Source organism: Celeribacter sp. SCSIO 80788 (assembly GCF_051054295.1).
Classification (GTDB): domain Bacteria; phylum Pseudomonadota; class Alphaproteobacteria; order Rhodobacterales; family Rhodobacteraceae; genus Celeribacter.
The window spans coordinates 1,476,239-1,500,567 of record NZ_CP150482.1; the positions used below are offsets into that span (position 1 = coordinate 1,476,239).

Annotated in this window: 26 protein-coding genes; 13 read left to right on the plus strand and 13 right to left on the minus strand. The window is 60.5% G+C overall.

Translation table 11 applies throughout. The features are described from left to right. Positions 1–34 precede the first annotated feature (34 nt). The 7 genes from cynS to V1471_RS07485 form a co-directional block, all read right to left on the minus strand. Positions 35–487, minus strand: a complete 453-nt coding sequence (cynS, locus tag V1471_RS07455; RefSeq protein ID WP_434287717.1) for a cyanase — start codon at positions 485–487, stop codon at positions 35–37. A 44-nt stretch (positions 488–531) separates the two neighbouring features. Then, the gene (locus tag V1471_RS07460) at positions 532–1,389 is read right to left on the minus strand and encodes a sulfurtransferase (protein ID WP_434287718.1); all 858 of its coding nucleotides are present in this window, start codon (positions 1,387–1,389) and stop codon (positions 532–534) included. Between the two features lie 87 nt (positions 1,390–1,476). Then, positions 1,477–2,586, minus strand: coding sequence for an acyl-CoA dehydrogenase family protein (locus V1471_RS07465; protein ID WP_434287719.1), 1,110 nt, complete (start codon positions 2,584–2,586; stop codon positions 1,477–1,479). A 77-nt stretch (positions 2,587–2,663) separates the two neighbouring features. Next, entirely contained in the window at positions 2,664–3,221 is a 558-nt protein-coding gene (locus tag V1471_RS07470; RefSeq protein ID WP_434287720.1) for an OsmC family protein, read from the minus strand. 51 nt (positions 3,222–3,272) lie between these two features. Further along, positions 3,273–4,106: an ABC transporter permease gene (locus tag V1471_RS07475; protein ID WP_434287721.1), complete on the minus strand. Its 834-nt coding sequence runs from the start codon at positions 4,104–4,106 to the stop codon at positions 3,273–3,275. Then, complete coding sequence (locus V1471_RS07480) at positions 4,103–5,389, minus strand: ABC transporter substrate-binding protein (protein WP_434287722.1); 1,287 nt, start codon at positions 5,387–5,389, stop codon at positions 4,103–4,105. The genes V1471_RS07475 and V1471_RS07480 overlap by 4 nt, the downstream gene beginning before the upstream one ends. A gap of 38 nt (positions 5,390–5,427) precedes the next feature. After that, positions 5,428–6,291, minus strand: coding sequence for an ABC transporter ATP-binding protein (locus V1471_RS07485; RefSeq protein ID WP_434290892.1), 864 nt, complete (start codon positions 6,289–6,291; stop codon positions 5,428–5,430). A gap of 380 nt (positions 6,292–6,671) precedes the next feature. Here V1471_RS07485 and V1471_RS07490 point away from each other — a divergent pair, with 380 nt between their 5' ends. The 3 genes from V1471_RS07490 (at position 6,672) to V1471_RS07500 (ending at position 8,192) form a co-directional block, all read left to right on the plus strand. Further along, positions 6,672–7,301, plus strand: coding sequence for a TetR/AcrR family transcriptional regulator (locus V1471_RS07490; RefSeq protein WP_434287723.1), 630 nt, complete (start codon positions 6,672–6,674; stop codon positions 7,299–7,301). A 93-nt stretch (positions 7,302–7,394) separates the two neighbouring features. After that, a complete protein-coding gene (locus V1471_RS07495) occupies positions 7,395–7,559 on the plus strand; it encodes a hypothetical protein (protein WP_170109316.1) in 165 nt (54 codons plus the stop codon). A 3-nt stretch (positions 7,560–7,562) separates the two neighbouring features. Continuing rightward, positions 7,563–8,192, plus strand: a complete 630-nt coding sequence (locus V1471_RS07500; protein ID WP_434287724.1) for an AAA family ATPase — start codon at positions 7,563–7,565, stop codon at positions 8,190–8,192. Between the two features lie 82 nt (positions 8,193–8,274). Here V1471_RS07500 and V1471_RS07505 read toward each other — a convergent pair whose 3' ends face one another. Next, positions 8,275–8,670: a RidA family protein gene (locus V1471_RS07505; RefSeq protein WP_434287725.1), complete on the minus strand. Its 396-nt coding sequence runs from the start codon at positions 8,668–8,670 to the stop codon at positions 8,275–8,277. A gap of 253 nt (positions 8,671–8,923) precedes the next feature. On the opposite strand from V1471_RS07505, the gene V1471_RS07510 reads away from it, so the two are divergent. The 9 genes from V1471_RS07510 (at position 8,924) to V1471_RS07550 (ending at position 17,294) form a co-directional block, all read left to right on the plus strand. Beyond that, positions 8,924–9,931, plus strand: coding sequence for an ABC transporter substrate-binding protein (locus V1471_RS07510; protein WP_434287726.1), 1,008 nt, complete (start codon positions 8,924–8,926; stop codon positions 9,929–9,931). 67 nt (positions 9,932–9,998) lie between these two features. Continuing rightward, on the plus strand, positions 9,999–10,808 hold the full coding sequence (locus V1471_RS07515) for an ABC transporter ATP-binding protein (protein WP_434287727.1): 810 nt from the start codon (positions 9,999–10,001) through the stop codon (positions 10,806–10,808). After that, positions 10,805–11,659: an ABC transporter permease gene (locus V1471_RS07520; RefSeq protein WP_434287728.1), complete on the plus strand. Its 855-nt coding sequence runs from the start codon at positions 10,805–10,807 to the stop codon at positions 11,657–11,659. The genes V1471_RS07515 and V1471_RS07520 overlap by 4 nt, the downstream gene beginning before the upstream one ends. 8 nt (positions 11,660–11,667) lie before the next feature. Then, entirely contained in the window at positions 11,668–12,966 is a 1,299-nt protein-coding gene (locus tag V1471_RS07525; RefSeq protein WP_434287729.1) for a cytosine deaminase, read from the plus strand. Continuing rightward, positions 12,963–14,369, plus strand: a complete 1,407-nt coding sequence (locus tag V1471_RS07530; protein WP_434287730.1) for an FAD-binding oxidoreductase — start codon at positions 12,963–12,965, stop codon at positions 14,367–14,369. The genes V1471_RS07525 and V1471_RS07530 overlap by 4 nt, the downstream gene beginning before the upstream one ends. Beyond that, positions 14,366–14,962 (plus strand): NAD(P)H-dependent oxidoreductase, encoded by a 597-nt coding sequence (locus V1471_RS07535; protein ID WP_434287731.1) that lies wholly within the window; start codon positions 14,366–14,368, stop codon positions 14,960–14,962. Before V1471_RS07530 ends, V1471_RS07535 begins: the two co-directional genes overlap by 4 nt. After that, positions 14,962–15,582, plus strand: coding sequence for an NAD(P)H-dependent oxidoreductase (locus V1471_RS07540; protein ID WP_434287732.1), 621 nt, complete (start codon positions 14,962–14,964; stop codon positions 15,580–15,582). The genes V1471_RS07535 and V1471_RS07540 overlap by 1 nt, the downstream gene beginning before the upstream one ends. Beyond that, positions 15,583–16,509, plus strand: a complete 927-nt coding sequence (locus tag V1471_RS07545; protein WP_434287733.1) for an isopenicillin N synthase family dioxygenase — start codon at positions 15,583–15,585, stop codon at positions 16,507–16,509. Beyond that, positions 16,506–17,294, plus strand: coding sequence for a creatininase family protein (locus V1471_RS07550; RefSeq protein ID WP_434287734.1), 789 nt, complete (start codon positions 16,506–16,508; stop codon positions 17,292–17,294). Before V1471_RS07545 ends, V1471_RS07550 begins: the two co-directional genes overlap by 4 nt. A gap of 45 nt (positions 17,295–17,339) precedes the next feature. On the opposite strand, the gene V1471_RS07555 is transcribed toward V1471_RS07550, so the two are convergent. From V1471_RS07555 to V1471_RS07570, 4 genes are all read right to left on the minus strand, one after another. Continuing rightward, complete coding sequence (locus V1471_RS07555; protein ID WP_434287735.1) at positions 17,340–18,530, minus strand: ABC transporter permease; 1,191 nt, start codon at positions 18,528–18,530, stop codon at positions 17,340–17,342. Further along, the gene (locus V1471_RS07560) at positions 18,527–19,450 is read right to left on the minus strand and encodes an ABC transporter permease (RefSeq protein WP_434287736.1); all 924 of its coding nucleotides are present in this window, start codon (positions 19,448–19,450) and stop codon (positions 18,527–18,529) included. Before V1471_RS07560 ends, V1471_RS07555 begins: the two co-directional genes overlap by 4 nt. Then, positions 19,447–20,550 carry an ABC transporter ATP-binding protein gene (locus tag V1471_RS07565; protein ID WP_434287737.1) on the minus strand — a complete coding sequence of 368 codons (1,104 nt, stop codon included), beginning with the start codon at positions 20,548–20,550 and terminating at the stop codon, positions 19,447–19,449. Before V1471_RS07565 ends, V1471_RS07560 begins: the two co-directional genes overlap by 4 nt. 67 nt (positions 20,551–20,617) lie before the next feature. Continuing rightward, positions 20,618–21,742 (minus strand): extracellular solute-binding protein, encoded by a 1,125-nt coding sequence (locus V1471_RS07570; RefSeq protein WP_434290894.1) that lies wholly within the window; start codon positions 21,740–21,742, stop codon positions 20,618–20,620. A gap of 263 nt (positions 21,743–22,005) precedes the next feature. On the opposite strand from V1471_RS07570, the gene V1471_RS07575 reads away from it, so the two are divergent. Further along, positions 22,006–23,490: a PLP-dependent aminotransferase family protein gene (locus V1471_RS07575; RefSeq protein WP_434287738.1), complete on the plus strand. Its 1,485-nt coding sequence runs from the start codon at positions 22,006–22,008 to the stop codon at positions 23,488–23,490. 199 nt (positions 23,491–23,689) lie between these two features. Here the strand turns inward: V1471_RS07575 and V1471_RS07580 are convergent, their stop codons facing one another. Continuing rightward, positions 23,690–24,322 carry a LysE family translocator gene (locus V1471_RS07580; protein ID WP_434287739.1) on the minus strand — a complete coding sequence of 211 codons (633 nt, stop codon included), beginning with the start codon at positions 24,320–24,322 and terminating at the stop codon, positions 23,690–23,692. Between the last annotated feature and the right edge of the window lie 7 nt (positions 24,323–24,329).

The window sequence follows — 24,329 nt, forward strand, 5'->3', positions numbered from 1 at the left end:
TGCGGGCGCGAGGAAACCCCGCGCCCCGCAACACTCAGTACATTTTGTAGGGCAGGAATTTACCGTCGAGCACGATCTTCACACGGTCGCCCTTCGGGTCTGCGGTGCGAGAGATGTCCATGGTGAAGTCGATGGCCGACATGATGCCGTCGCCGAATTCCTCTTCGATCAGCGCTTTCATCGTGGTGCCGTAGACGTTCACCACCTCGTAGAGGCGATAGATCAGCGGATCGGTCGGAACGGCGGTCGGCAGGGAACCGCGATACGGCACGGTCATCAGAAGGGCGACTTCCTCGTCCGAGAAGTTGATCCCCATGGCGTTATCGACCTTGGCGATCTGCTCTTTCGTGAGCGAGATTTGCCCCATCAGCGCGGCGGTGGTCCATTCTTTCGACTGGCCGACGGCGGCGGCCACATCGGCCCATTTGATGTCGTTGAAGACTTTGTGAGCGATGATTTTTTCAGTGAGTTCAGCACGGGTGATCATCTGTTTTTCTCCGTAATGTCAGATGTTAGAAGGGCTCGGGCCAATCAGGCCTGAAAGGGAAAGCCGGTTTCGATCGGCAGGCTCATGTCGCGCGACCATTCGTTCCAAGACCCGAAATAGATCGCGACATCCTTGATCCCGGCCTCTTTGAGGGCGAGGAAGGTGTTCGAAGCGCGCGCGCCTTTGAAGCAGTAGAGTTTCACCGGCGTGTCGGGCGTGATACCGACCGTGGCGCATTCGGCGAGGACTTCCTCTTTCGATTTCATCATCTTGCCATGGGCCGACGGTTTCATCATCCGGTACCATTCGATCCAGACGGCACCGGGGATACGCCCCTTGCGCGGGCAGAAATCGACGCCATAGGGCGAGGAGGACGTACCGATCCATTCGTCGATGTCGCGCACGTCGAGGATCACCGCCTCGGGATCGTCAATCGCGGCTTTCATGTCGTCCGCGTCCATCATGATCGCGCCTGCGGCCTCGTCGATGGCAAAGCCTGCGGGCGTGGGGGCCACGGCAGCGGTCGAGACTGGGAAGGCATCGGCGGTCCAGGCGGCAAAGCCCCCGTGCAGCACTTTGACCTTCGGGTAGCCGAGGAAAGACAAAAGGTAGAAGCCACGACAAGACTGGCCAAAGCCCCCGTCCATCGCCGCCTCATAGATCACGGCGGTTTTCTCGCCATCGAGACCGGCGGCCCCGAATTCGGCGGCGAATTTCTCCTTGAGCGCGGCCATGCCCGAGGCGTCGGAGGTGGCGAGGAAGGTGAAGATGTCATGCATGTTCACCGCCCCGGGGATATGTCCGGCAGCGAAACTTTCGGGATCGCGCGTGTCAATGATGACGGCGAGATCGGCGTCGGCGAGGGTCTTCAAATCGGTCGGAGTAATAAGCGCAGAATCCATCTGTCGGCTCCCTGTTGTTCCGTTTGAGGGTGAGTGAGTTGGGTTTTGTTTATTGGGGGGAGAGACCTCTCCCCCGGAGGCGAAGGCTTAGCCTTCCATTTGCGCGATCAGCATTTTGAGATGCTTGGTCGCGGGGGTGACGATGCCGACGAAATAGGCCTCGCGCAGGCGGCGTTGCGCGGCACCGTTGGTGACGTATCCACGCGCGCCCATGTGAAGCTGCGCCCAATGCGCGGTCTCCATGGCCAACTCGCCGCCGCGCAAACGCGCCTTGAGCACACGCAGGTAGAAGGCATCGGACAGGTCATAGGGCGTTTTGCACAGCTCCAAGACCTCGCCCACCAGCACGTCATACTCGGCGCGAAGATCAGAGGCCTGTTTGTCGAGATACTGGTTCACATGACCCAGAGGCGCCTCGACTTGTTCAATCAGCTCGATGCAATTCTTGATGATCCCCGCCGCCATGCCGCATTGCAGGATGGTAAAGCCGGGGCGGATACGTTTGACAAAATCCATCGCCGGGTCGCCGAGGATATACTCATCGGGCACAAACACATCGCGACACTGCACGTTGCAGGTGGCCGTGCCGCCCATGGCGACGAAGTCGTGGTCGAGCTTGAGCTTGATCCCCTCCCACCCCGCATGGAAAATCGCCATGACACGTTTCGGGGCCTCTTCGCCCTCGACATCCACATGGAACATCGTGCCGAAATAACCGTCTTCAACGAGGTTGGAGACCCAAGGCAAGAGGCCCTTGACGGTATACCCGCCTTCGACCTTCGTGCCTTTGAGGCGCATCTTTTCGATCTCGCCCATGGCCTTCATCGGGTTGGACATGCCGGTGCCGCCAAGGGCCTCGCCCTTGATCACCTTGGGCAGGATCTCGGTTTTCAGAAATTCGTTGTCAGACGAGGAAATATACCAAGCGAGCGTGTCCTGACACCAGACACAGAAGCCGGTTGAGAGGCATTCCTCAGAGGTCCGCGCCATGGACAGAACCGCAGAGGTCAGATCGACATCGCCGTCGATCCCGCCCACATGAGTGCCGTAAGCGCCGGCCTTGCCGTATGCGCGCATGATGTCTTCGGCGTAGATCCGTTCGTCGTCGATCTTTTGGACGATGCTAGCGAGATCTTCGCGGGAAATACGGTCGATCTCATCGAAATCGTAAGCCGTGAGGGAGGTGGCGACGTTCATCTCATCTCTCCAGAGGTTGGGTTTCGAAAAAGGCAGGGGCCGCCCTATGCGCGTCTCTCGGACGGCCCCCGGATGCGTCAGACGCTTTCGGCGATCATGTTCACAGGGCGCGAGAAGGTGTTGAACACCGGCGACCATTGCGTGACATGGGCGATCAGGGCGTCGATTTCCTCTTGCGGGCAATCGGCTTCCATATCGACCTTGATGCGCACATCGGTGAATCCGACGGGTTTCTCGGACACGTCGCCCGTGCCCCAGACGGCGGTGATGTTCAGATCGCCTTCGAGCGACAGCTCGAGCTTTTTGATCTTGATGCCGCGGGCGATGGCGTTGGCGTGGAGCCCCACGGCCACACAGGAACCCAGAGCGGCCAGAGAAGCCTCGGACGGGTTCGGCGCGGTGTCGTCGCCCAGAAGCCCCGGCGGCTCGTCCACGATGTAGGGCTCGAGATCGCGGATGTAGTTGGCGTGACGGAAGCGGCCTTCCGCGACGGTTTTACATTTCAGCGTCTTGATCGCCTTCGGGTTGGCCTTGCCGGACGCGATCAGCGCCTCCAGCCCCTCTTTCGAGATCGGGTCCAGCCCGTCGACATCCGGCGCAAGACAGCCGGTGAGAGCGGTTACGGGTTCAGACATGGGAATTCCTCCGTTTCGTCTGGTGGGTTAAAAGTCAGGGAGCGCAGGGCCTTAGTGCCCGTCGGAGCGCACCCAGTTGAATTTCTTGATGAGCTGGCCTGCGAGGGCGTCGAGGGCGAAACCGATCACCCCGATCACCACCACCGTGGCGGCCAGCCGGTCGTATTCGAGCGTGTCCCGCGCATCGTTGATCGCGTAGCCAAGCCCGGAGGTGACGCCGAGATATTCGGCAGGCACCAGCACCACCCAGGCCACCCCAAGCGCGAGGCGAATGCCCGAGAGGATGTCCACCGCGATGGCCGGAAGGATCACCGAGAAGAGCATATGGAGCGGGTTGGCCCCCAGATTGCGGGCAACCTTGAGCCACGAGGGGTCGATCCGGCGCACGCCACCGGCGGTGGAGAACAGGATCGGCCAGACAGCCGCCATGCCGATCAGGAAAATGATCGCCCCGTCCCAAGTGGCAAAGGCCATGACCGCAATCGGCATCCAGGACAGCGGCGAGATCATCCGCAGGAACTGGAACGGCACGTTCGCAACCTCGTTGAGGCGCTTCATCCGCCCGATCATGATCCCGACAGGCACACCGATGACGATGGCGTAAAACAGGCCCAGCCCCACCCGCATCAGCGACGGCCCGGACATGGCCACGACCTCGCCGTCCATCAGCATCTCCCAGAGACGGGAAAGCGTCGGGGCCGGAGCGAAATCGGCGAAGGCGAAAAGATCGTCGCTGGTCTCGACGATCCACCCGCCGATCCACCACAGCACCAGCAACAGGCCAATGCCGAGCGCCCCGTTCGCAAAGCCGCGGAAGCGGCCCAGCTTCGGCAGGGAGAAACCTGTCCGGGCCATTTGCCCTGAAAGCTGGGTCACATCGCTCATAGCTCGAAGATCTCCTCACGGGTGTAAGGATCGCCGCCGGTTGCGACAGAGGGATCGTTCTTCCACTCCGGGTATTTTTCGAGCGCGGCTTTGACGTAATCGTAGTTGACCAAATCGTCGGCCACGAATTGCGGATCGAGCCCCTCAAGGAAAGTGGTCTCCCCGGACACGACCGTCTCGTTCATCGCCTCGACGATGAGCTTGGTTGCCGACGGGTACGGCCAGGGCTGGAAGTCGATCCGGCCATTGTGGAACGCGCTCTGGTGCTTGATCGCCCCCGAGGCGATGTAATCCGGGTTGTTCTCGTAAAGCGTCATGGCGCGTTTCACCACGGGCGCTGGCGCAGGCAGATACCCTGCCCCGTCTTTCGACAGAAGTTCCGCCACTTCCTCTTTGTTTTGAGAGGCATAGATCGAGGCACGCACCACGGCGTTCATCACGCCTTGCGTCCATTCCGGCTTCGCGGTGGTCGCCTCTTCGTGCATGCACACAACGCAACACGGGTGGTTTTTCCAGATGTCGCCGGTAAAGCGCAGCATCCGCGCGCCCGCTTTCAGTTCCCCGAGCGCGTTGAACGGCTCGGCGACGATATAGGCATCGATCTTCTTGGCGGCGAGCGCGGGCGGCATTTCGGGCGGCGGCAGAACCTGAAGGTTGCATTCGTCGGCGGCGATCGGTTCGCCCTGAGGCTTGATCACGGCTTTGATGCCGTTGGCGCGCAACGCATATTGCAGCACGATATTGTGCATCGAGTACCAGAACGGCACGGCGACCTGTTTGCCGCCCAGACCCGCGAAGTCCTCGATGTCCGTGTGTTTGCCCACCACAAGTGCTGAGCCGTTGGTATGCGCCCAGGACATGATTTTGACCGGGAAATTGTTGTTGTAGCGCATCCAGACCGGGATCGGTTTCAGGAAGTGCACGAGGTTGAACTTGCCGGAGGCAAAGCCCTCAATCAGCGGCGACCAGCCGCGCATCAGGGTCGGTTGCTCGGCCTTGATGCCCTCTTCCTCGAAATAGCCCTTGGCATGGGCGACCAGAAGCGGCGTGGCGTCGGTGATCGGCAGATAACCGATGCGCAGAATATCGTCGTCCTGCGCAGAGGCCATGCGCGGCAGCATCGCGGGCATCCCGCCCAGAAGAGCCGCCAGACCGCCTTTTGCCAGAAGAGCGAGCGTCGAACGACGGCCCGGATCGAACTCCGTGTTCCCGCCACAGCAAGCGCCGTGAAGGTCGTGGTGGTGATGGCCGTGGCCGCAAGTTTTCTTGTGGTCGTCAGTCATGTCAGGTCCCTGTTGATGTTCGGTTGGTCTTGTTCGGATTATTCGGAAAGGCGGGTGAAATCGTTCTCGGTGGGCGCATCGCCCATCTCGGCGACCTCGGCATAAATCCCCATGAGGCGGGCGTGTTCACGGCCAAAGGCATCGGAGCCGCCGCCGCGCTCTTCTTCGGACAGCGCGATCTGCGTGTCCTCGGCGATCCGCCCCGGATTGGCCTTGAGCACCAGCACCCGGTCCGCCATGCGCACCGCCTCGCCCACGTCATGGGTCACGATCACAAGCGTCAGGCCGAGGTCCTTGGCGATCTTGCGCACGTCCTGCTGAAGCGAGCGGCGGGTGAAGGCATCGAGCGCGGAGAAGGGTTCGTCGAGGAGCAGCATCTCCGGACGCGGCGCAAGCGAGCGGGCCAGAGCCACGCGCTGCTGCTGACCGCCGGACAATTCCTGCGCATTGCGATCCGCGAAAGCCCCAAGATCGACCAGATCGAGCACTTCCGGCACACGCTTGGCAATCTCGTAGCTGCGACGGGTGAACTTGAGCCCCAGCCCGGCGTTCTGCGCCACGGTCATCCACGGATAAAGCGACGGCGCCTGAAACATCATCACCCATTTCGGCGAAGGATGTTCGACCACATTGCCGTTGATCACGACCTCGCCCTCGGACGGATGGGTGAGGCCCGCGAGCATGTGCAACAGCGTGGACTTGCCGCAACCGGAGCGCCCCAGAAGCGCCACGACCTCGCCCTGATGAATTTCGAAATCCATATCCTCAAGCACAGGACCGTCGGCCTTGCGATAGCTGTGGCTAAGCCGCTTCACCGCGACATGCGCGCCGATCAGCACAGGCGGATGCGCCGGCTCCTGCACCTGTCCTTCGGACGGCTGGGAAGGGGTCTGATCTTTCATTTTGGTCACGGCCATCTCTTCTCACTCCGGGTTGTTTGCAAAACTGTACAAACCGTTCTGTCTTATCGAGACGCAAAGAAGCCCTCTCCGTCAATGCCCGAATGCCGGAAAAGGTGACTCTTATTTTCCTGTTCAAATATTCAGCAAAAATTGAGGTAGACTGCTCGTATCGAGGCGATTTTACGTGAATTTTATCCCTAAACACCGCCCAACACACTTGCGCATGCAAGAATGTCGCACCTGAGAAACCCGCTCAAAACAATAGACAGAGCTGTCTTGTTTTTTTGCGATATATATGTGAGGGAGATTGACAGCCTTTGACGCGGGGCGATTCCCCTCCCCGCCAGACGTATTGAGTTCAGATTGCAGGAGAGCCTCAGATGGATGACAGCCCCCAGGAGTTTTGCCCTTTGGAAACCTCCGGCTGGAGCTTTGCCGCGACGGAGCCGAAAACCGCGCGTGACAAGATCATGACGGCCGCCTCGCATCTGTTCTGCAACCACGGCTTCGCCGCCACCGGCATCGATACGATCCTCGCCCGCGCCGGGACCGCGAAGGCGACGCTCTATCATCACTTCAAATCGAAAGAAGAGCTGATCGCCGCCGTGCTGGAGGCCGAGGGCACCACATGGCGCGGCTGGTTCTTTGGGCGCCTCGCCGAAACACAGGGCCCCGCCCGCAAACGCATGCTCGCCGTGTTCGACGTGCTTCAGGACTGGTTTTCCGATCCGGGGTTCTACGGCTGCCCGTTCATCAATGCGGTGGCGGAGTTCGACACTGGCAACGACGCGGTGCGCAAGGCGGCGGAGAAACACAAGGAGCACATCCTGACCTGGCTCAAGGCACAGGCCATCGAACTCAAGGTGCCCGACGTGACCGAAACCGCGCGTTCCTTTGCCGTGCTCATCGACGGCGCCATCGTCGCCGCCCAACACACCCGCGACCCAAGCTTTGCCCGCACCGCCAAACATATGGCCGAATGTCACCTCGATGTTGTGCTCGGCACGTAATCCCTTTTGAATTATCCGAAACCTGCCTTGACCCTCCCCATAGAATGTATATACATCGTATAGGCAGACAACGGCTATGACCAAGGGGTAGGCATGGCGCCGAAAAACAAAAAAGACAGCTCGCTGATCATCCGCCTGCCGAAGGAGGACCGCGACGCGTTCGTGGCGCTCTGCGAAGAGATGGACACCTCCGCCTCGCGCGAGCTTCGCGATCATATCCGCAAGTTTCTCAAGAAGAATTCCAAGAAAGGATCGTAAGCCGTGAAGACGCTTCTCGTTGCCAACAGCAAGGGTGGTTCCGGCAAAACGATGACAGCGATCACCCTCGCTGCGGCGTTGCGTGCCGCCGGCAAACGCGTAACGCTGGCCGATGCCGATCCGCAGCAATCCGCACGGATGTGGGGCAAACGCCGCTCGGCCTATGCGGCGCATATCCCCGTGCTGGACTGGTCTGGCGCTGCGCGTCCCTCAGTGCCGCGAAAAACCGACTGGCTGGTGATCGACAGCGGCGCGGGGCTTGAAAGCGAGGCCGCGAAGGTGCTGTTGAAAGACGCCGACGTGATGGTGACGCCGATCATGGCCTCGATGTTCGATGAGCTGGCGGTGAAGGGCTTTCTCAAATCCCTGCGCGAGTTGAAACGCATCCGCAAAGAGAAGGTCGAGATCCTGCCCATCGGCTCTCGCATCGACCCCCGGCGCAAGGACGGGCGCATTTTGAAAGAGTTCCTTGAGGCCAACGGGCAAGAGCTTGTGACGATGATTTCCGAGCGCGCCGCCTATATTGATCTGGCCCGCGAAGGTCTGTCGATCTTCGACCAGACTCAGGCGAAATATGCCCCGATGAAGGCCCAGTGGCAGCCGGTTCTCAAACATCTCGGCGTGAAACTCTGAACCGGTTTGGGGCGGTGCTCCGGGGCAAACCCCGCGAAAGCGCCGAAAAAACAGGCAAATCCCCAGAAAGCGCCCGACGCGATCAGCCCTGTTTCACAGCGGTGACTTCCACCTCGACCTTGAACTCCTCACGGGTAAACCCTGTGACGATGATCAGGGTTGACGCGGGTTTGACGGCGACCTCGGCCAGCCAGGCGTCGCGCACCGCCATATAGACCGGGAAATCTTCGCGCCGGGTCACGAAAGCGCTGATCCGGATCACCGCATCGCGCCCTGCCCCCGCCGCCGCCAAAATGGCGTCGATATTGGCGAAACACTGCTCTGCCTGTGCTTTAACGCCTTCCGGGCATGTCCCGTCCGGGGCAAGTCCAAGCTGACCCGAGGTTACGATAATCTGCCCACCAGAAGGCCCCATGACCCCGTGGCTATAGGCCCCGAACGGGGCCGCGATGGAGCTGGGCGTGAGCGGCATATTCATTGCGGTGTCCTTCGTGTCGAGATTCGTTTTTCGCCTTCTCTCATGCCATTTCGTGACGGGAAGCGCCGCCATTGTGTACAACATCGCATCCGATATTGCCGACATCTGCGTTAATTTTGACCACACGGCCAGATTTTCGCCCTCAAATTGGGCATCTGAAGATTGTATGCAAATTCCCGCAACGCCCCCCTGTGCCTCCCCCCCGATGATCTCGCTAACGTGGTCTGCGGAATTTCACCCACGGAGAGTTTACATGACTTTGAATCGCGTTCTCGCGGGGCTTGCCCTTGCCGCGACCACTTCCACCGCGGCCCTCACCGGCGCAATGGCCGCCGACCTGACGCCCGTGTCCTTCGGCACCAACTGGCTCGCTCAGGCCGAGCACGGCGGCTACTATCAGGCCGTGGCCGATGGCACCTATGCCGCCTGCGGTCTCGACGTGACGATCCAGCCGGGCGGTCCGCAGGTCAACAACCGCGCGCTCATGATGGCCGACAAGATCCAGTTCCACATGGGCGGCGATCTGCTTCAGGCGTTCAACGCCGCGAAAGAAGGCATCCCGGTCGTAGCCGTGGCCGCCACGTTCCAGAAACACCCGCAGGTGATCATCGCGCATCCGGGCAAGGCGAAGACCTTCGAGGACCTGAAGAACCTCACGCTCCTGATCGGCGACAACGGCTTTGCCTCCTACTACCAGTGGATGATCGCCGCCTACGGTTTCACCGCCGAGCAGCGCCAGCCCTATACGTTCAACCCGGCGCCGTTCCTGGCCGATGAGAACATGGCAATGCAGGGTTTCCTGTCGTCTGAGCCCTATGTGATCGAAAAAGAAGGCGGGTTTACCCCCGATGTCTTCCTGATCGCCGACGCCGGTTACTCGACCTATGCAACCACCATTGAGACGATGCAGAAGACCATCGACGAGACCCCCGAGGCGGTGAAATGCTTTGTCGATGGCTCCGCGATCGGCTGGTACAACTACCTCTACAACGACAACTCGGCGGCAAACGAGATGATCATGGCGGACAACCCCGACATGACGCAGGACAAGATCGATTTCGCCATCGAGAAGATGAAATCCGAAGGCATCGTCGACAGCGGCGACGCGCTTGAGCTCGGCATCGGCGCGATGACCGACGAGAAGATCAAGGACTTCTACGACAAGATGGTCGACGCGGGCGTGATCGAGGCGGGTCTGGATTACTCCTCCGCCTATACACTCGATTTCACCAACCAAAAAGTTGGCATGGACCTGAAATAAGGCCCTGCCGAAAGACAAGCGGGGGCGGCATCTTCCGGCCCCGCAAATCAAGACGCGAAAGACGCACATGACCACCCCTCCCACCTCCATTCCCCCCATGGGCCAGCGTGAAAAGCTGTTGGATATGTCCAATGTGGACAAGGTTTTCAACGGCAATGTCGTGGCGCTCAAGGATATGAACCTGACCGTCAATCAGGGCGATTTCATCTCGCTTCTGGGCCCCTCGGGCTGCGGCAAATCCACGGCCCTGCGGCTGATTTCCGGGCTGATGCGCCCAACTTCGGGCCATATCACATGGGAAGGCGGCATGAAGACCGGCGACCTCGGTGTGGTGTTTCAGGAACCGACGCTGATGCCCTGGGCGACCGTCGAGCAGAACGTCTGGCTGCCGTTCCGTCTGCGTGGCAAATCCATGCGCGACGTTCAGGACGAGATCATGTGGGCGCTCAAAATGGTGGGTCTGGAGAAATTCCAGCGCGCCTACCCGCGCGAACTCTCAGGCGGCATGAAAATGCGGGTGTCGATTGCCCGCTCGCTGGTGACAGAGCCGCGCCTCATCCTGATGGACGAACCTTTCGCGGCCTTGGACGAAATCACCCGCCACAAGTTGAACAACGACCTTTTGGAGCTGCGCGAAAAGCTCAAATGCACGGTGATTTTCGTGACCCACTCGGTGTTTGAATCCGTCTTCCTCTCGGACCGGATCGTCGTCATGGCGGCACGCCCCGGACGGGTGTCCTCCGAGGTCACGGTCGATGCGCCCTACCCGCGCACCGAAGAATTCCGCACCTCCGCAGACTACGCGGAACTCTGCCGCAAAGCCTCCGATGCGCTTCATGCGGCAATGAACGAACATGGCGCGAGGGCCTCGGCATGAGCACGACCGATATGAATACTACGCTTGTTGTGGACGAAGAAGAACTTCGCTACGCCCGCGCGCAAAAGCGCGAGAAGATCGCCAAATGGGTTCTACCCGTGGTGGTGATCGCACTGGCGATTTTCCTTTGGGATCGGATCGTGGTGTGGAACGAGATCCCGCATTATATCCTGCCGGGGCCGGGACTTGTGCTCAAGACCTTGGTTCAGGACTGGGGCATGTTGTCCTCGGCGCTTTTGGTGACGCTCAAGATCACGCTGGCCGCTCTGGCCGTCGCGGTGATCGGCGGCGTGGGGCTGGCGATCCTCTTCACCCAGTCGCGCTATTTCGAGATGTCGTTTTACCCCTTCGCCGTCATCCTTCAGGTGACGCCGGTGGTATCCATCGCGCCCTTGATCTTCATCTATGTCGACAACCGGCTGGCGGCGCTTTTGCTCTGCGCGTGGATCGTGGCCTTCTTCCCGATCCTGTCGAACACCACGCTGGGCCTCAATTCGACCGATCACAACCTGCGCGATCTTTATAAAATCTACGGCGCAACGCGCTGGCAGCGGCTGCGTTACCTGCAATTGCCGACCGCGCTGCCCTATTTTCTGGGCGGTCTACGCATCGCGGGCGGTCTGTCTCTGATCGGGGCGGTTGTGGCCGAATATGTGGCGGGCACCGGCGGCATCGGATCGGGGCTTGCCTTCCGCATCCTTGAGGCGGGATATCGTCTCAACATTCCGCGGATGTTCGCGGCCCTTCTTCTGATCGCGGCCACCGGCGTCGTGATCTTCACCGCAGCCTCTCTCCTGAGCCATGCTCTGCTGCACAAATGGCACGAAAGTGCGATCAAACGGGAGTCATAAGGACTTATATGAGCTTTTGCGTTCTGCCCAGCGGCGCGAAGACACTTCGAAATGTCACGGTCCCGGCCTGCCTCATCGGTCAGCCCGGCGACCTCATCACCACCGATCTGACGATCGAAAACGGCAAGATTGTAAAAACGGACGCTGGGCAACCGGCCGAAACTACAATCGACATTCCAGAGATCGACATGAAAGGGGCCATGGTCTTCCCGGCCTTTGTCGACATGCACACGCATCTCGACAAGGGGCATACATGGCCCCGCGCCTCGAACCCCGATGGCACCTTCATGGGCGCCTTGGAAACCGTGCGGGCGGATCATGCCAATTGGACCGCGCCCGATGTCGAGGCGCGGATGGATTTCGCCCTGCGCTGCGCTTATGCGCACGGGACCAAGGCGATCCGCACCCATATCGACAGCCTCGACAACCTCGCCGCCTCCTCCTTTGGCGTGGTGAAAAAGATGCAGGCGAAATGGGCGGGCAAGATCGAGCTGCAAGCCTCCTGCCTTGTCGCCATCGACCGGATTTTCAAGGATGAGGGCGATTTCCCCGCCATCGCGAAGATCGTCGCCGATGCGGGCCAGATCCTCGGCGCGGTCACCTACCCGGTGCCGGATCTGAAAGAGCGCCTGCTGGATTTCTTCCACTACGCGATGCTCTACGATCTCAACGTCGATTTCCATGTGGACGAGACGGACGATCCCACCTCCGACACGCTGCGCACTATCGCGGAGACGGTTCTGGAACTTGGTTTCAAAAACAAGGTGACGGTCGGCCATTGCTGTTCGATCTCCGTCATGCCGGAAGAGACCGCCGACGAGATCATCGCGCTGGTCGCCAAGGCGGGTCTTAACGTCGTTTCCCTGCCGATGTGCAACATGTATCTGCAAGACCGCTACAAGGGCCGCACGCCGCGCTGGCGCGGTGTCACCATGGCGCATGAGCTGAACGCGGCGGGGGTCAATGTGTCCTTTGCGTCTGATAACACCCGCGATCCGTTCTACGCCTATGGCGATCTCGATATGATCGAGGTGATGCGCGAGGCGACGCGGATTTGCCATCTCGACCACACGGATCAGCCCTGGGTGCAGGCGTTTCTCGCCAACCCGGCGACCGCCTGTGGCTTTGACACACCGACACTGACCGAGGGCGCACCTGCCGATTTGGTCATTTGCAACGCACGCGGCTGGACCGAGCTGTTCGCCCGACCGCAATCCGACAGGGTGGTTTTGCGGGACGGAGATCCCATCGACCGCACCCTGCCGTCCTACTCTGAGCTTGATGAAATCGTGAGTGTAAAATCATGAAACCGAATATCGCCGCCGCCATGGCCGAACTCTCCCATCTGGAGATCGACGAAAACCCCGCCACCGTCCGCAACAAATCGCGGGATTTCTTTTGGTATTCCCCGGTTCTGAAAGCCGAGATGGATCACCTTGAGGCGGATTTCGTGGTCAATCCGAAATCCGAAGACGAGGTCATCGAGGTTCTCAAGACCTGCTACAAACATGACGTCCCCGTCACCTGTCGTGGCGGCGGCACCGGCAACTATGGCCAGGCGATGCCCTTGGCCGGGGGCTGCGTCATGCATCTGACGGGCATGAACAAGATCAAGGAGATTGGCGCGGGCTATGTCGTCGCCGAACCCGGCATCATCATCAAGGAGCTTGATGCCGAACTGAAGGAAAAATCGGGTCAGGAACTGCGCATGTTCCCGTCGACCTATTCGCAGGCCTCCTTGGGCGGGTTCATCGCAGGTGGCTCCGGCGGGGTCGGGTCGGCGAACTGGGGCGCGCTGCGCGATCTCGGCAATATCGACCGCCTGCGCGTCATCACCATGGAGGCGGAGCCCCGCGTGTTGGAATTCACCGGCGAAGAGCTGCACCGCGTCTCCCACGCCTATGGCACCAATGGCATCATCACCGAGATTGAAATGCCGCTCGCGCCCGCTTACGACTGGGTCGAGATGTTCGTGCGCTTCGACACCTTCCGCATGGCCACCGAATTCGCCGGTCAACTGACCGCCGAGCCGGGCATTCTGATCAAGCTTGCCTCCGTCTACGCCGCCCCCATCGCACATAAGTATTTCCAACGTGTGAAGGCCCATGTGACCGAAAACGATCACCTCTGCGGCCTGATGGTCGCGCCGCATTCCATGGCCGGCTTCCAGACCCTGCTGGACCGCTATGAAGGCGGCGAGGTGATCTATCGCTCCGACGATGTGCAGTGGGACCGTCACCCCGGCCCGGTCTATGAATATGGCTGGAACCACACCACGCTGCGGGCGCTGAAGTTCGAGAAAGACCTGACTTATCTTCAGGTCCGCTATGGCTCCGACATCGAGAAAATCATGAGTGCCTATGAGACCTTCAAGGACGATCTCTACATGCACCTCGAAGTGATGCGCGAGGGCGCGGGCCTGTCTTTTGCGGGGCTTCCGATTGTCTTCCCGAAGGACAAGGCGCAGCTCGACGATCTGGTCGCCAAACACGAGGCGATGGACTGCATGATCTTCAACCCGCACCGCTACACGCTTGAGGAAGGCGGGCGGCAGTCCACAGACAAACGCCAGCTCGATTTCAAACGCGAGGCGGACCCGAAAGGGTTGCTCAACCCCGGCAAGATGATCGCCTGGGACGAGCCGGATTTCGATTACGCGGATATGTATTCCTACGCGAAAATCCTGCCGAAGCCTGAGGTGGCGGAATGAGCGCCGCCTCGAAAGGCCGAGTCCTCGTCCTCTACGCCCACCCCTGCCCCGAGAGCTTCAACGCGGCGGTGCATGAGGTGGTCGTCGAGGCGCTGAAAAAATCCGGCTGGGAGGTCGACGATTGCGATCTCAACGCCGAAGGGTTTCAGCCGGTTCTGACCACCGAAGGCCGCCGGGGCTATCACGACGAGCCGGAGAATATCGAACCGGTGCGCGACTACGTCGAGCGGCTTCAGGCCGCCGATGCGCTCGTCATGGTCTTCCCGGTGTGGAATTTCGGCTATCCGGCGATCCTCAAGGGATTTCTCGACCGGATTTTCCTTCCGGGTGTGTCGTTCAAACTGGTGGATGGCAAGGTCCGGCCGGGCCTCACGAACATCAAAAAGCTCTACGCCTGCACCACCTATGGCGGCACTCGTTGGCGCGCGATCCAGAATGCCGATCCGCCCCGCAAAACGGTGACCCGCGCGGTGTGGTACGCCTGCGGGATGCCGAAGAAAAAATACATCGCCTGCTATGACATGAACCGCAATGAAGAGCCCAAGCTCAAACGCCATCTGGAGCGGGTGCGGCGCGAGATGGAGGCGATGTGATGCAACGCGCCCTCGTGATCTATTGTCACCCGCGAACGACCTCGTTCAATCACGGGATCAAAGAGCTTGTGGTTTCGAGATTGCAAAGCGCAGGCGTCGAATATCGCCTGCGCGATCTCTATGCCGAAGGCTTCGACCCGGTGCTCTCCGCGCATGAGCATGCAATCTATGAGAACGTGCCGGAAAACCGCAGACTGGTCGAGCGCGATTGCGCCGATCTGGAATGGTGCGACAGCCTGATCTTCGTCTATCCCACATGGTGGTACGGCTTGCCCGCGATGCTCAAGGGCTGGCTCGACCGCACCATGGTGTCGGGCGTGGCTTTCATCATGCCGCAAAAGGAAGGCGATGACATCAAACCCGGCCTGACCCACATCACCAAACTGGGCGTCTTCACCACCTGCGGCGCCTCGCGCTGGCTGACTTTCTTTGTCGGCGCCCCCGGCAAACGCACGCTGATGCGCGGGCTTCGGGTGATCTTGGCCAAGCGCTGTAAAACCGCTTTTGCAGCGCATTTCCTGATGGACAGCTCGACGCCCGAAAGCCGCGCCAAACACCTGACCCGCGTGCAAAAACGGCTCGACAAGCTGATCGCAGCCCCAACCCCAAAGGAGGGATAAATGGACATTCCCGTTCTTGACTGGCAACGCTTTGCCACCGGCTCCGATGTGGATGGCTTTGTGCGTGACCTCGGCGCCGCCTGCCGTGACACCGGTTTTTTCCTGATCTCGGGGCATGGCATCCCGGAAGAACTGATTGCAGAGGTGTTCGCCAAAGGCGACGCCTTCTTCGCCCTGCCCATGGTCGAGAAATCCAGGATCGACATCCGCAAAAACCCGCACAATCGCGGCTGGGCCTGTCAGGGGTCCGAAGCGCTGGACGAAAAATCCGGCCTGATGGATCAAAAAGAGGCCTTTAACGTCGGATACGATCTCGACGCCCAGGACCCGCGCGTTCTTGCGGGCGAGCCGTTTCGCGGCGTGAATGTCTGGCCGGATCTGCCCGGTTTCCGCGACACGATGCTCGACTATTATGACGCGGTTCTCGATCTTGGCGTGGCACTGCACCGCGCCTTCGAGATGGATCTCGACCTGCCCGAAGGATACTTTCCGCCGCATTTCACCGAACCCATGGCAACGCTGCGCATTCTGTCCTATCCGGCGGCCCCGGATGGCGACGGTATCGGCGCGGGCGCACATTCGGATTACGGCTCGGTCACCCTTCTGATGACCGATGGCGTCGCCGGGCTTCAGGTCAAACCGCGTGGCGGCGACTGGATGGATGTGCCGCATGTGCCGGGCGCGTTTGTGGTCAACATCGGCGATTGTCTGATGCGTTGGTCCAACGACATCTATATCTCGACACCGCACCGCGTCCTGCCGCCCAAAACCGCGCGGCGCTCGATTGCGTTTTTCCTCGATCCCAACCCGGACAGCCTTCTCGAAGCCCTGCCCGGCACCGGAGAGGCCAAATATCCGACCATGACCGGCGCGGAATACCTGCGGTCCCGCCTGATGGCCACCTATGCAATGGAAGACAACTCATGAGACGCTATGACTGGACCGAGTTCCGCACCACGGAATTCGCCGATTTCGACCCCGAGAAAACCATCGTGATCCTGCCCACCGCCGCCGTGGAACAACACGGGCCGCATCTGCCCGTGGGCGTGGACACCTATATCAACGAGGGCATGCTTGCGGAACTCCGCGCCACCTGCCCGGAGGATGTCACCATCCTGATCCTGCCGGTTCAGGCCGTCGGAAAATCGAACGAGCACATCCACGCCAAGGGCACGCTGACCTATACGGCCAAGACCGCTTTGGACGCCTGGACCGAGATTGGGCTGTCTGTGGCGCGGGCGGGCCTCAAGAAGATGGTGATCGTCAACTCTCATGGCGGCAACCTCGATCTGATCTCCATTCTGGGCCGCGAGCTGCGGGTGCAGGCGGGGATGATGGTGGTGAAATGCCAATGGGGCAATTTCGGCAAGCCGGAGGGCATGTATAGCGCGCAGGAAAGCAGCTACGGCATCCATGGCGGCGATCTTGAGACCTCATTGATGCTGCATTTCAAACCGCATCTGGTGGATATGACCAAGGCCGAGGATTTCCGCTCAACGGCTGAGGCCGCGCCGATCTCCCCCATCGGGCCGGTGAACCTGGCCTGGGTGTCGAAAGACCTGAACCCCAAGGGCACGGTTGGCGAGGCGCATCTGGCGACCGCCGAGAAAGGCAAGGCAACCTGCGCGCATCAGGTGGCGGGCTTTGTCGAGATGCTCAAAGAGTTCCGCGATCTGTCGACCGAGGGCTATGCCCGAACGATCCCGGACTAAGCACTCCGGCAAGGGCGGAAAAAGGGGGCCTTTCGGCCCCCTTTCTCATTCCTCTGTCTTCGGTGGCGCGATGCCGCCAAACGCCCCGCCAAAGGCCGACGGGCTTTCCGGTTTCGGCGCCGCAGGGGCTGCCGGTGCCGGGGTCCCCACGCCTCCGAACGCGCCGCCAAAGGCGCTGTCCGGTTTCGGCACGGTGACGCCCTGCTGAGCCTGTTCCGCTTCGATCTTGGCGCGCTGCTCGGCCCGAAGCGCCTCCTGACGGTCGAGCTTCTCCTGAAGGATCGCCGCCTCGCACTGGCCGCTGTCGTATTGCGACCCCGCATAGGAAATCCCCCCGATCACCGCCACGAGAATGGCAAACACGACGCCCGGATGGGTCAGCGCCCGCGTCACCGGGTTGGCGTAAAGGGCCGAACGCGCGGCGCGGCCACCGGCTTCGGCCTCTTTGCGGCGCTGGAACGCTTCGTTGGTGAGCGCGCCGACCAAGGTGATGGTGATGATGATCACCGCCAAAGCCGACAAAGACGGGTCCGTCCCGTGGCGTACTTTGGACGCCAGCGCCGTGGTGAAGGTGCTTTCCGAGAGTACTGTGAACACGGTGGTGTTGTAGTTCTCGAACGACGCCAGCAGCGTGATGAAGGCCGCAGACCCAATCGCAGGCGCCATAAAAGGCAGAAGGATCTTGCGAAACGCCTGACCGGGGGTTGCGCCAAGGTCCAGCGCGGCCTCCGTCTGGGTCGCATCAAAGCGCTGAAGCCGCGCGATGAACACCAACATGGCATAGGCCGAGACAAAGGTGATCTGGCCCACGATGGTCAGGAAATACCCGTTGTACAGGAACCCGGCCCCGATGCCGCGCGTAATCTGACCCCAGAGCACGATGGTCGAAATCCCCAAAACAACGCCGGGGATCAGGATCGGCAGGATCAGCACGGTGTAGAGCATCGAGCGCAGTTTCGCAGGCAATTCCGAAAGCGCCAATGCCCCCGCAAGCCCGATAGGCACGGCCAAAGCCACGACCCCCACGCCGATGATCACCGAGTTCAGCAGACCTTCCATCAGGCGGGCATTGCCGAACAGCTCATTGAACCAATTGGTCGTGAAACACTCCCAAGGCGCGACCCGCGGGAATTTCGACGAGTTGAACGCGGTCGCCGCCATGATGATCAGCGGGCCGAACAGGAAGGAGAAGAACGCAAGCGCATAGGCACCGCCGAAAATGGTATTCCTGCTCATTTGCCGATCTCCCCGACGGAGACCTTGAACACGCGCATCATCAGGAGGACGAAGCTGATACAGGTGAGAAGCAAGACGACGGCATAGGCCGAGCCTCTGGGCCAGTTCGAGCTCTCATTGAACCACTGATAAATCAGCTGCGTGAACCACAAAGACGACGGCCCACCCAAGATTTGCGGCGCGGCCAAGGCACCTGCGGTGAGCATAAAAACCATGGTCGCCCCCGACACGATCCCCGGTTTCGCCATCGGCAAGACCACCCGCCAATGCACCCGCCACAAAGGTGCGCCCATGTCGCGGGCCGCTTCGACCTGCGTGTGATCGAGCGCTTCGACGGCGTTGTAGATCGGGAAGATCATCAACAGAATATAGGCATAGGCGAGGCCACAATAGAGCGCCACATCGGCGCGGATGAAATCCACCGGCGCGTCCCATAGCCCGAGCTGCATCCCCCAGGTGTTCACCACGCCCGTGGACCCAAACAGCACGCGAAAGGCAAAGGCGCGCAGGATTTCATTGATCCAATAGGGAATGATCAGCCCGATCACCATGAGACGGGCGGCAAGGCCTTTGGCCCCATGGGCGAGGATATAGGCGATGGGATAGCAGATGAGCACATCAATCAAAGTCACGATCATCGCCGCAATCAGCGTGCGCACGAGGATCATGATGTCGAGCGTATTGACCGAACCGTCGTTGTTGAAGAAGAAACTGCGGTACTGATCGAGCGTGTAGTGATCCGCATCGGTTCCGAGCTGATCGGCCGGCAGATTGAAACGGAAGGAATAATCCAGCATCGAAAGCTGCGGCAGGGTGATGAACAAGACGACCCAAAGCGACACGGAAATAGCCACGAACAGGGCCGCGCCCATGCCGTGTTTGGCCAAGAGAGTGTTGTATGCGAGTTTCAACTGTTTCATGTTTCGCTCGCCATATGCCCGAGCGGAAGAATGGTGCCGTTCATCGGCTGGAACCCCAAAGACAGGCTTTCACCCTGCCCCGGCAAGCTCCCGGCGAGCCCCGCGTTGACCATGGAAATGCGCAACTCGTTCTCACCGGCTTTCGCAAAAACATGGTTGGTCGCGCCTTCGAATTCCTGACGTGCGAGCGTCGCTTGGAACGCGTTCTCAGAGGCTCCGGGGATCAGTTGTTCGGGCCGCACAAACAAGAGCGCCTGATCGCCCACCTTGTATTTGCGCCCGCCACCGACGCGGGCTTCGAACGTGCCCATCGGCGTCTCAAGCGCGGCCGTCTCGCCAGACTGGCCCTTGATCACGCCTTGCAACGCATTGTTTTCGCCAACAAAAGAGGCCACGAAGGCCGAACGCGGGCGGTTGTAGATGCGATCCGGCTCGCCCACCTGTTCAATCACGCCCCGGCTCATCACCGCCACACGGTCAGACATGGTCAGCGCCTCACCCTGATCGTGGGTGATGTAAATGAAGGTCACGCCAACCTGTTTTTGAATGGCGCGCAGCTCCGTGCGCATGTGCTGGCGCAGCTTGAGATCGAGCGCGGAGAGCGGCTCGTCGAGCAAGAGAATATCCGGCTCAACGGCCAAAGCGCGGGCAATCGCCACGCGCTGTTTCTGCCCGCCAGACAGCTCGCCCGGTTTCTTGTCGCCGATCCCCGGCAGGGCGATCATCTCCAACAACTCGTCCGCCCGTCTGCGCCGCTCTTTCTTGGACACGCCACGCACTTCCAACGGAAAAGCGATGTTCTCGGCCACGGTCATCAGGGGGAACAAGGCGAGATGTTGGAAAATCAAAGCGGTCGGGCGTTTGTTCGGACCGACGCCCGCCATATCCTTGCCGCCGATCAGAACCTTGCCTTCGGTCGGCTCGGAAAAGCCGGAAATACAGCGCAGCATCGTGGTTTTACCGCAGCCGGAGGGGCCAAGAAAGGAAAAGAATTCGCCGGAATTGATCTTGAGATTGGCGTTGTCGACGGCGGTGAAATTGCCGAAGCGGATCGTGACGTGATCGAGGAGGACGGAGCGATCTGGGAGGGTCTCGGGCATGTTGCCTCTCTTATGAATTTAGGTATGAAAAGGCCCCGCGCGCAATGGGCGGGGCCTGATCGCAGACTTATGCGGAGAGGAATTTGTTGGTGAACTCGGTGCGCATTTCCGAGTACCACGGGGCTTCCGCAGGCCATGCGTTGAGGTTCGCCAAAGCCTCGCCCGGATAGGCGTCGGCAAAGTTCTTGGCATAGATCTCACCACCGAAGGCATCCGCGCCCAGAACCGGCGAGTTGTAGCCATGGGTCTTGATCGCCTCACCGGCCCACTCGGGGTTGTAGCAGGCGTCGATGAAGGCATAGACCTGCTCGATGTTCTTGGCGCCCGTCGGCATCGCCATACCGTCAACCCAAGCCATCGCGCCCTCGACCGGCGCACGGTACATCACCGGCTCGCCTTCGTTTTTGAGCGCGATCGGCGGGCCGTCCCAAGTTTGGCCAACAACGACGCCTTCGTTCAGAAGACCGTTTTTCTGGGTGTCGGCGTCGTTCCAGATCAGCTTGATATTGCCTTTCTTTTCAATCGCGTGCTCGACGACCTTGGTCCAGACCTCGGTCATTTTCTCAGGAGACTCGTAAGCCGCCCACATGGAGCCCGGCTCCATCATGCCAAGGCGTTCCATGCCAAGGCCCAGACCCAGAAGCATGGAGTGGCCACGGCCCATGGTTTTGCCAGCGTTGGCGTCGTCCCAGATGTCGTAGTACGACGGGAACTCGCCCGCGGGGGTGAACATATCGGTGCGCCACGCGACCCCTTCGGTACCCCAGATATGCGGCACCCAGCAGCAGCCGCCGAAATTCCAGTGCTTTTCGCCCAGAGCCATCGCCGGGTTGACCTTTTCGATGGCGATTTTCGTCATATCGAAGGGCTGCAAGAGGCCAAGCTCGGCCCAGAGGAGGTTGCGGTTGACGGTCGGCGAGACGATGTCGAAGCCTTCGCCATTCGTGGCTTTCAGCTTGTTGATGATCTCCTCGTTGGAGCCAATGCCGGTGAAATTGAGCTTGATTCCAGTGGACCCTTCGAAGGCCGACACGAAGCTCTCCGGCAGGTAGTCGGACCACATCATCACGTTGATTTCGCCGGAGGAGGCCAGCGCTGCGCGGCTCACGAGGGCCGGTGCGGCGAGACCGCCCATAACCGTCGCGGTGCCTTTCAGGAACGAGCGGCGTTTGAGGCCACTGGTGGTTTTGATGTTCGTCATGTCACTCCCCGTGAACGTATTTGCTGTTATTCGGTTTATTGTTATCCGGCGGCAGGACCGAGGCCCGAAACCGCTCATGCAAAAGCCTAAAGGGCGGGCTTTTGCGCAATTTAGAGCCAGAATTGGCAAATTATGGTGCCAGAGGGGCTTTCCTCCTGCCGCCTTTCGTGCTGCACAATAGAGTGGCGCTTGACCCGCCGCTTTGCTCGTCTCAAGGCAGGATCGGGACCGTGCACAAATCCATGAGAGGCCACATGCTCGACCGTTATTTCGAACAGCCCTTCGATCAAAGCGCCTCGCTCCAGCACCAAATTCAGGAACGGCTCATTCAAGCGATCCTCGACGGTGCGCTTTCGCCGGTCGATCCGCTGCCCTCGTCACGCGAATTCGCCAAGACGCTGAAAGTCTCGCGCAACACGATTTCCATCGTCTACGAGCGACTGCATCAGGATGGGTTCATCACCGCAAAACCCCGGCGTGGGTATTTCATCGACGAGAATTTCGTGCGCGAGAAACTCAATGTCGCACCGCCACGACGGCAGATTGGTGCAGGCACGCGCGCCGATTTTTCGCGTTTCCTGCCGCGCCGCTTCACCGAACAGCTCAACATCGCCAAACGCGCCGACTGGCGACGCTTTCCCTACCCGTTCATCTACGGTCAGGTCGGGCGCGACGACATTTCGGTGGCTCGCTGGCGCGATTGTCTGCGCCGGGCGGGCACCACGCGGCATGTCGGCACATGGGCCGACGATCTGTTCGACAGCGACGATCCGCTTCTGCTCGAACAAATCTCGCGGCGGGTGCTGCCGCAGCGCGGCTTTCGCGCTGGTGCCGACGAGTTGCTGATCACGGTGGGGGCACAAAACGCGATCTGGATGGTCGCCAACCTGTTCCTCGGACCCGGTCGGGTGATCCATGTCGAAGACCCCGGCTATGTCGATGCGCGCAACATCTTCGCGGCGCAAGGCGCCGAGGTCATCCCCTCGCCCGTGGATCGCAACGGTTTGAAACCCGGGGAAAATCTTTCCGGCGCCGATCTCGTCTATGTGACCCCCGGCCACCAGAGCCCCACGAATATCACCATGCCGATGGAGCGGCGATTGGCGCTTTTGGAGGCGGCTTCACAGCATGATTTCCTGATCCTCGAAGACGATTACGAACATGAGTTGAACTTCGTCGGCGCGCAGCATCCGACGCTCAAGGCGCTCGATGGCACGGGCCGTGTGATCCATATCGGATCGCTCACCAAACCGCTGTTTCCCGGCATCCGGCTGGGCTTTGTCGCCGCCGATCCGGCAGTGATCCGCGAGATGCGGGCGCTCCGACGACTGATGTATCGCCACCCTTCGGCGCTGGCACAACGGGCCATGGCGCTGTTCCTCTCTGAGGGGCACTATGACGCCCATATCCGCCGCCACCGCCGGGGCATGGCCGATAAATGGCGGGAAATGTTGAGAGAAATCGACCGGCAATTGCCCGATTGCGAGCTGACCATGACCACCGGCGGCTCCGGCGTCTGGCTGGCCCTGCCCGAGGGCACAGACGCGGGTGCGGTCAAGGCGGAGGCCGAAGCGCGCGGAGTTTTGGTCGAGGACGGCACGCCGCATTACCTGCGCGCGGATGCCCCGCGCAACCGGCTCCGGCTCGGCTTCGGGGCAATCGATCTGGCGAAGATTGCGCCGGGGATTGCGGAGCTGAAAGCGGCGATCGAAACGGTACGGAACTGCCCCGAAAGCTGAATTTTCCCTGTCGGCAAAGTGTCGGACTTGCGTCGGACTTTTGTCGGGCATGATGCCGGCCCCGGCAGGCCGTGGTATCGACGCCCCCCCCTGAAACGCGGAGTTGTGATCTAGGGGAAGGAGGATGGGCTGCTCTGCGGGACAAAGCTACCGTGGTCATTTCCCGTCAGTTGCCAAAGCTCGGCTGGTGCCGATGATTTCAACGCCGAGCTTCTGTCGCCATCTTCAGTGCCAGGCTCGCCAGAACTGTCCCCATGACCCATCGTTGGACGACCGCGAAGGAGGGCCGCCGCACAAGAAAGATCGCGATGCTTCCAGCGGAAATGGCGATCAGTGCATTCACCGAAACGCTTATGACAATTTGAGTCGTTCCAAGGACAAGAGACTGCGCGAGTACACTCCCGTTGGCCGGATCGAGGAACTGCGGCAAGAGCGACAGGTACATGACCGCGATCTTCGGGTTCAGCAGATTGGTGAGAAACCCCATGAGAAATAGCTTGCGTGGCCCGTCTGCAGGCAAGTCGCGGACTTGGAAGGGCGAGCGGCCGCCGGGACGGACTGCCTGCCAGGCAAGCCATAGCAGATAGATGGCCCCCGCAAAGCGGATGGCGTCATACGCGTAAGGCACGGCGAGGACGAGGGCGGTGATCCCGAACGCGGCGCAGATCATGTAGAAGACGAAACCGAGCGCCACGCCACCGAGCGATATGAGGCCCGCCACCCATCCTTGGCAGATTGAACGGGAGATCAGATAGACCATATTCGGCCCCGGCGTCAGGACCATGCCGAGAGCGATCAGGGCGAAAGCGAGCAGCGAACTAAGTTCGGGCATTGGAATT

What these genes read in the sequence shown, in the direction of transcription:
- cynS (WP_434287717.1), bottom strand. Translation starts at nt 487, where the DNA reads ATGATCACCCGTGCTGAACTCACTGAAAAAATCATCGCTCACAAAGTC.
- V1471_RS07460 (WP_434287718.1), bottom strand. Translation starts at nt 1,389, where the DNA reads ATGGATTCTGCGCTTATTACTCCGACCGATTTGAAGACCCTCGCCGAC.
- V1471_RS07465 (WP_434287719.1), bottom strand. Translation starts at nt 2,586, where the DNA reads ATGAACGTCGCCACCTCCCTCACGGCTTACGATTTCGATGAGATCGAC.
- V1471_RS07470 (WP_434287720.1), bottom strand. Translation starts at nt 3,221, where the DNA reads ATGTCTGAACCCGTAACCGCTCTCACCGGCTGTCTTGCGCCGGATGTC.
- V1471_RS07475 (WP_434287721.1), bottom strand. Translation starts at nt 4,106, where the DNA reads ATGAGCGATGTGACCCAGCTTTCAGGGCAAATGGCCCGGACAGGTTTC.
- V1471_RS07480 (WP_434287722.1), bottom strand. Translation starts at nt 5,389, where the DNA reads ATGACTGACGACCACAAGAAAACTTGCGGCCACGGCCATCACCACCAC.
- V1471_RS07485 (WP_434290892.1), bottom strand. Translation starts at nt 6,291, where the DNA reads ATGAAAGATCAGACCCCTTCCCAGCCGTCCGAAGGACAGGTGCAGGAG.
- V1471_RS07490 (WP_434287723.1), top strand. Translation starts at nt 6,672, where the DNA reads ATGGATGACAGCCCCCAGGAGTTTTGCCCTTTGGAAACCTCCGGCTGG.
- V1471_RS07495 (WP_170109316.1), top strand. Translation starts at nt 7,395, where the DNA reads ATGGCGCCGAAAAACAAAAAAGACAGCTCGCTGATCATCCGCCTGCCG.
- V1471_RS07505 (WP_434287725.1), bottom strand. Translation starts at nt 8,670, where the DNA reads ATGAATATGCCGCTCACGCCCAGCTCCATCGCGGCCCCGTTCGGGGCC.
- V1471_RS07510 (WP_434287726.1), top strand. Translation starts at nt 8,924, where the DNA reads ATGACTTTGAATCGCGTTCTCGCGGGGCTTGCCCTTGCCGCGACCACT.
- V1471_RS07515 (WP_434287727.1), top strand. Translation starts at nt 9,999, where the DNA reads ATGACCACCCCTCCCACCTCCATTCCCCCCATGGGCCAGCGTGAAAAG.
- V1471_RS07520 (WP_434287728.1), top strand. Translation starts at nt 10,805, where the DNA reads ATGAGCACGACCGATATGAATACTACGCTTGTTGTGGACGAAGAAGAA.
- V1471_RS07525 (WP_434287729.1), top strand. Translation starts at nt 11,668, where the DNA reads ATGAGCTTTTGCGTTCTGCCCAGCGGCGCGAAGACACTTCGAAATGTC.
- V1471_RS07530 (WP_434287730.1), top strand. Translation starts at nt 12,963, where the DNA reads ATGAAACCGAATATCGCCGCCGCCATGGCCGAACTCTCCCATCTGGAG.
- V1471_RS07535 (WP_434287731.1), top strand. Translation starts at nt 14,366, where the DNA reads ATGAGCGCCGCCTCGAAAGGCCGAGTCCTCGTCCTCTACGCCCACCCC.
- V1471_RS07540 (WP_434287732.1), top strand. Translation starts at nt 14,962, where the DNA reads ATGCAACGCGCCCTCGTGATCTATTGTCACCCGCGAACGACCTCGTTC.
- V1471_RS07545 (WP_434287733.1), top strand. Translation starts at nt 15,583, where the DNA reads ATGGACATTCCCGTTCTTGACTGGCAACGCTTTGCCACCGGCTCCGAT.
- V1471_RS07550 (WP_434287734.1), top strand. Translation starts at nt 16,506, where the DNA reads ATGAGACGCTATGACTGGACCGAGTTCCGCACCACGGAATTCGCCGAT.
- V1471_RS07555 (WP_434287735.1), bottom strand. Translation starts at nt 18,530, where the DNA reads ATGAGCAGGAATACCATTTTCGGCGGTGCCTATGCGCTTGCGTTCTTC.
- V1471_RS07560 (WP_434287736.1), bottom strand. Translation starts at nt 19,450, where the DNA reads ATGAAACAGTTGAAACTCGCATACAACACTCTCTTGGCCAAACACGGC.
- V1471_RS07565 (WP_434287737.1), bottom strand. Translation starts at nt 20,550, where the DNA reads ATGCCCGAGACCCTCCCAGATCGCTCCGTCCTCCTCGATCACGTCACG.
- V1471_RS07575 (WP_434287738.1), top strand. Translation starts at nt 22,006, where the DNA reads ATGCTCGACCGTTATTTCGAACAGCCCTTCGATCAAAGCGCCTCGCTC.
- V1471_RS07580 (WP_434287739.1), bottom strand. Translation starts at nt 24,322, where the DNA reads ATGCCCGAACTTAGTTCGCTGCTCGCTTTCGCCCTGATCGCTCTCGGC.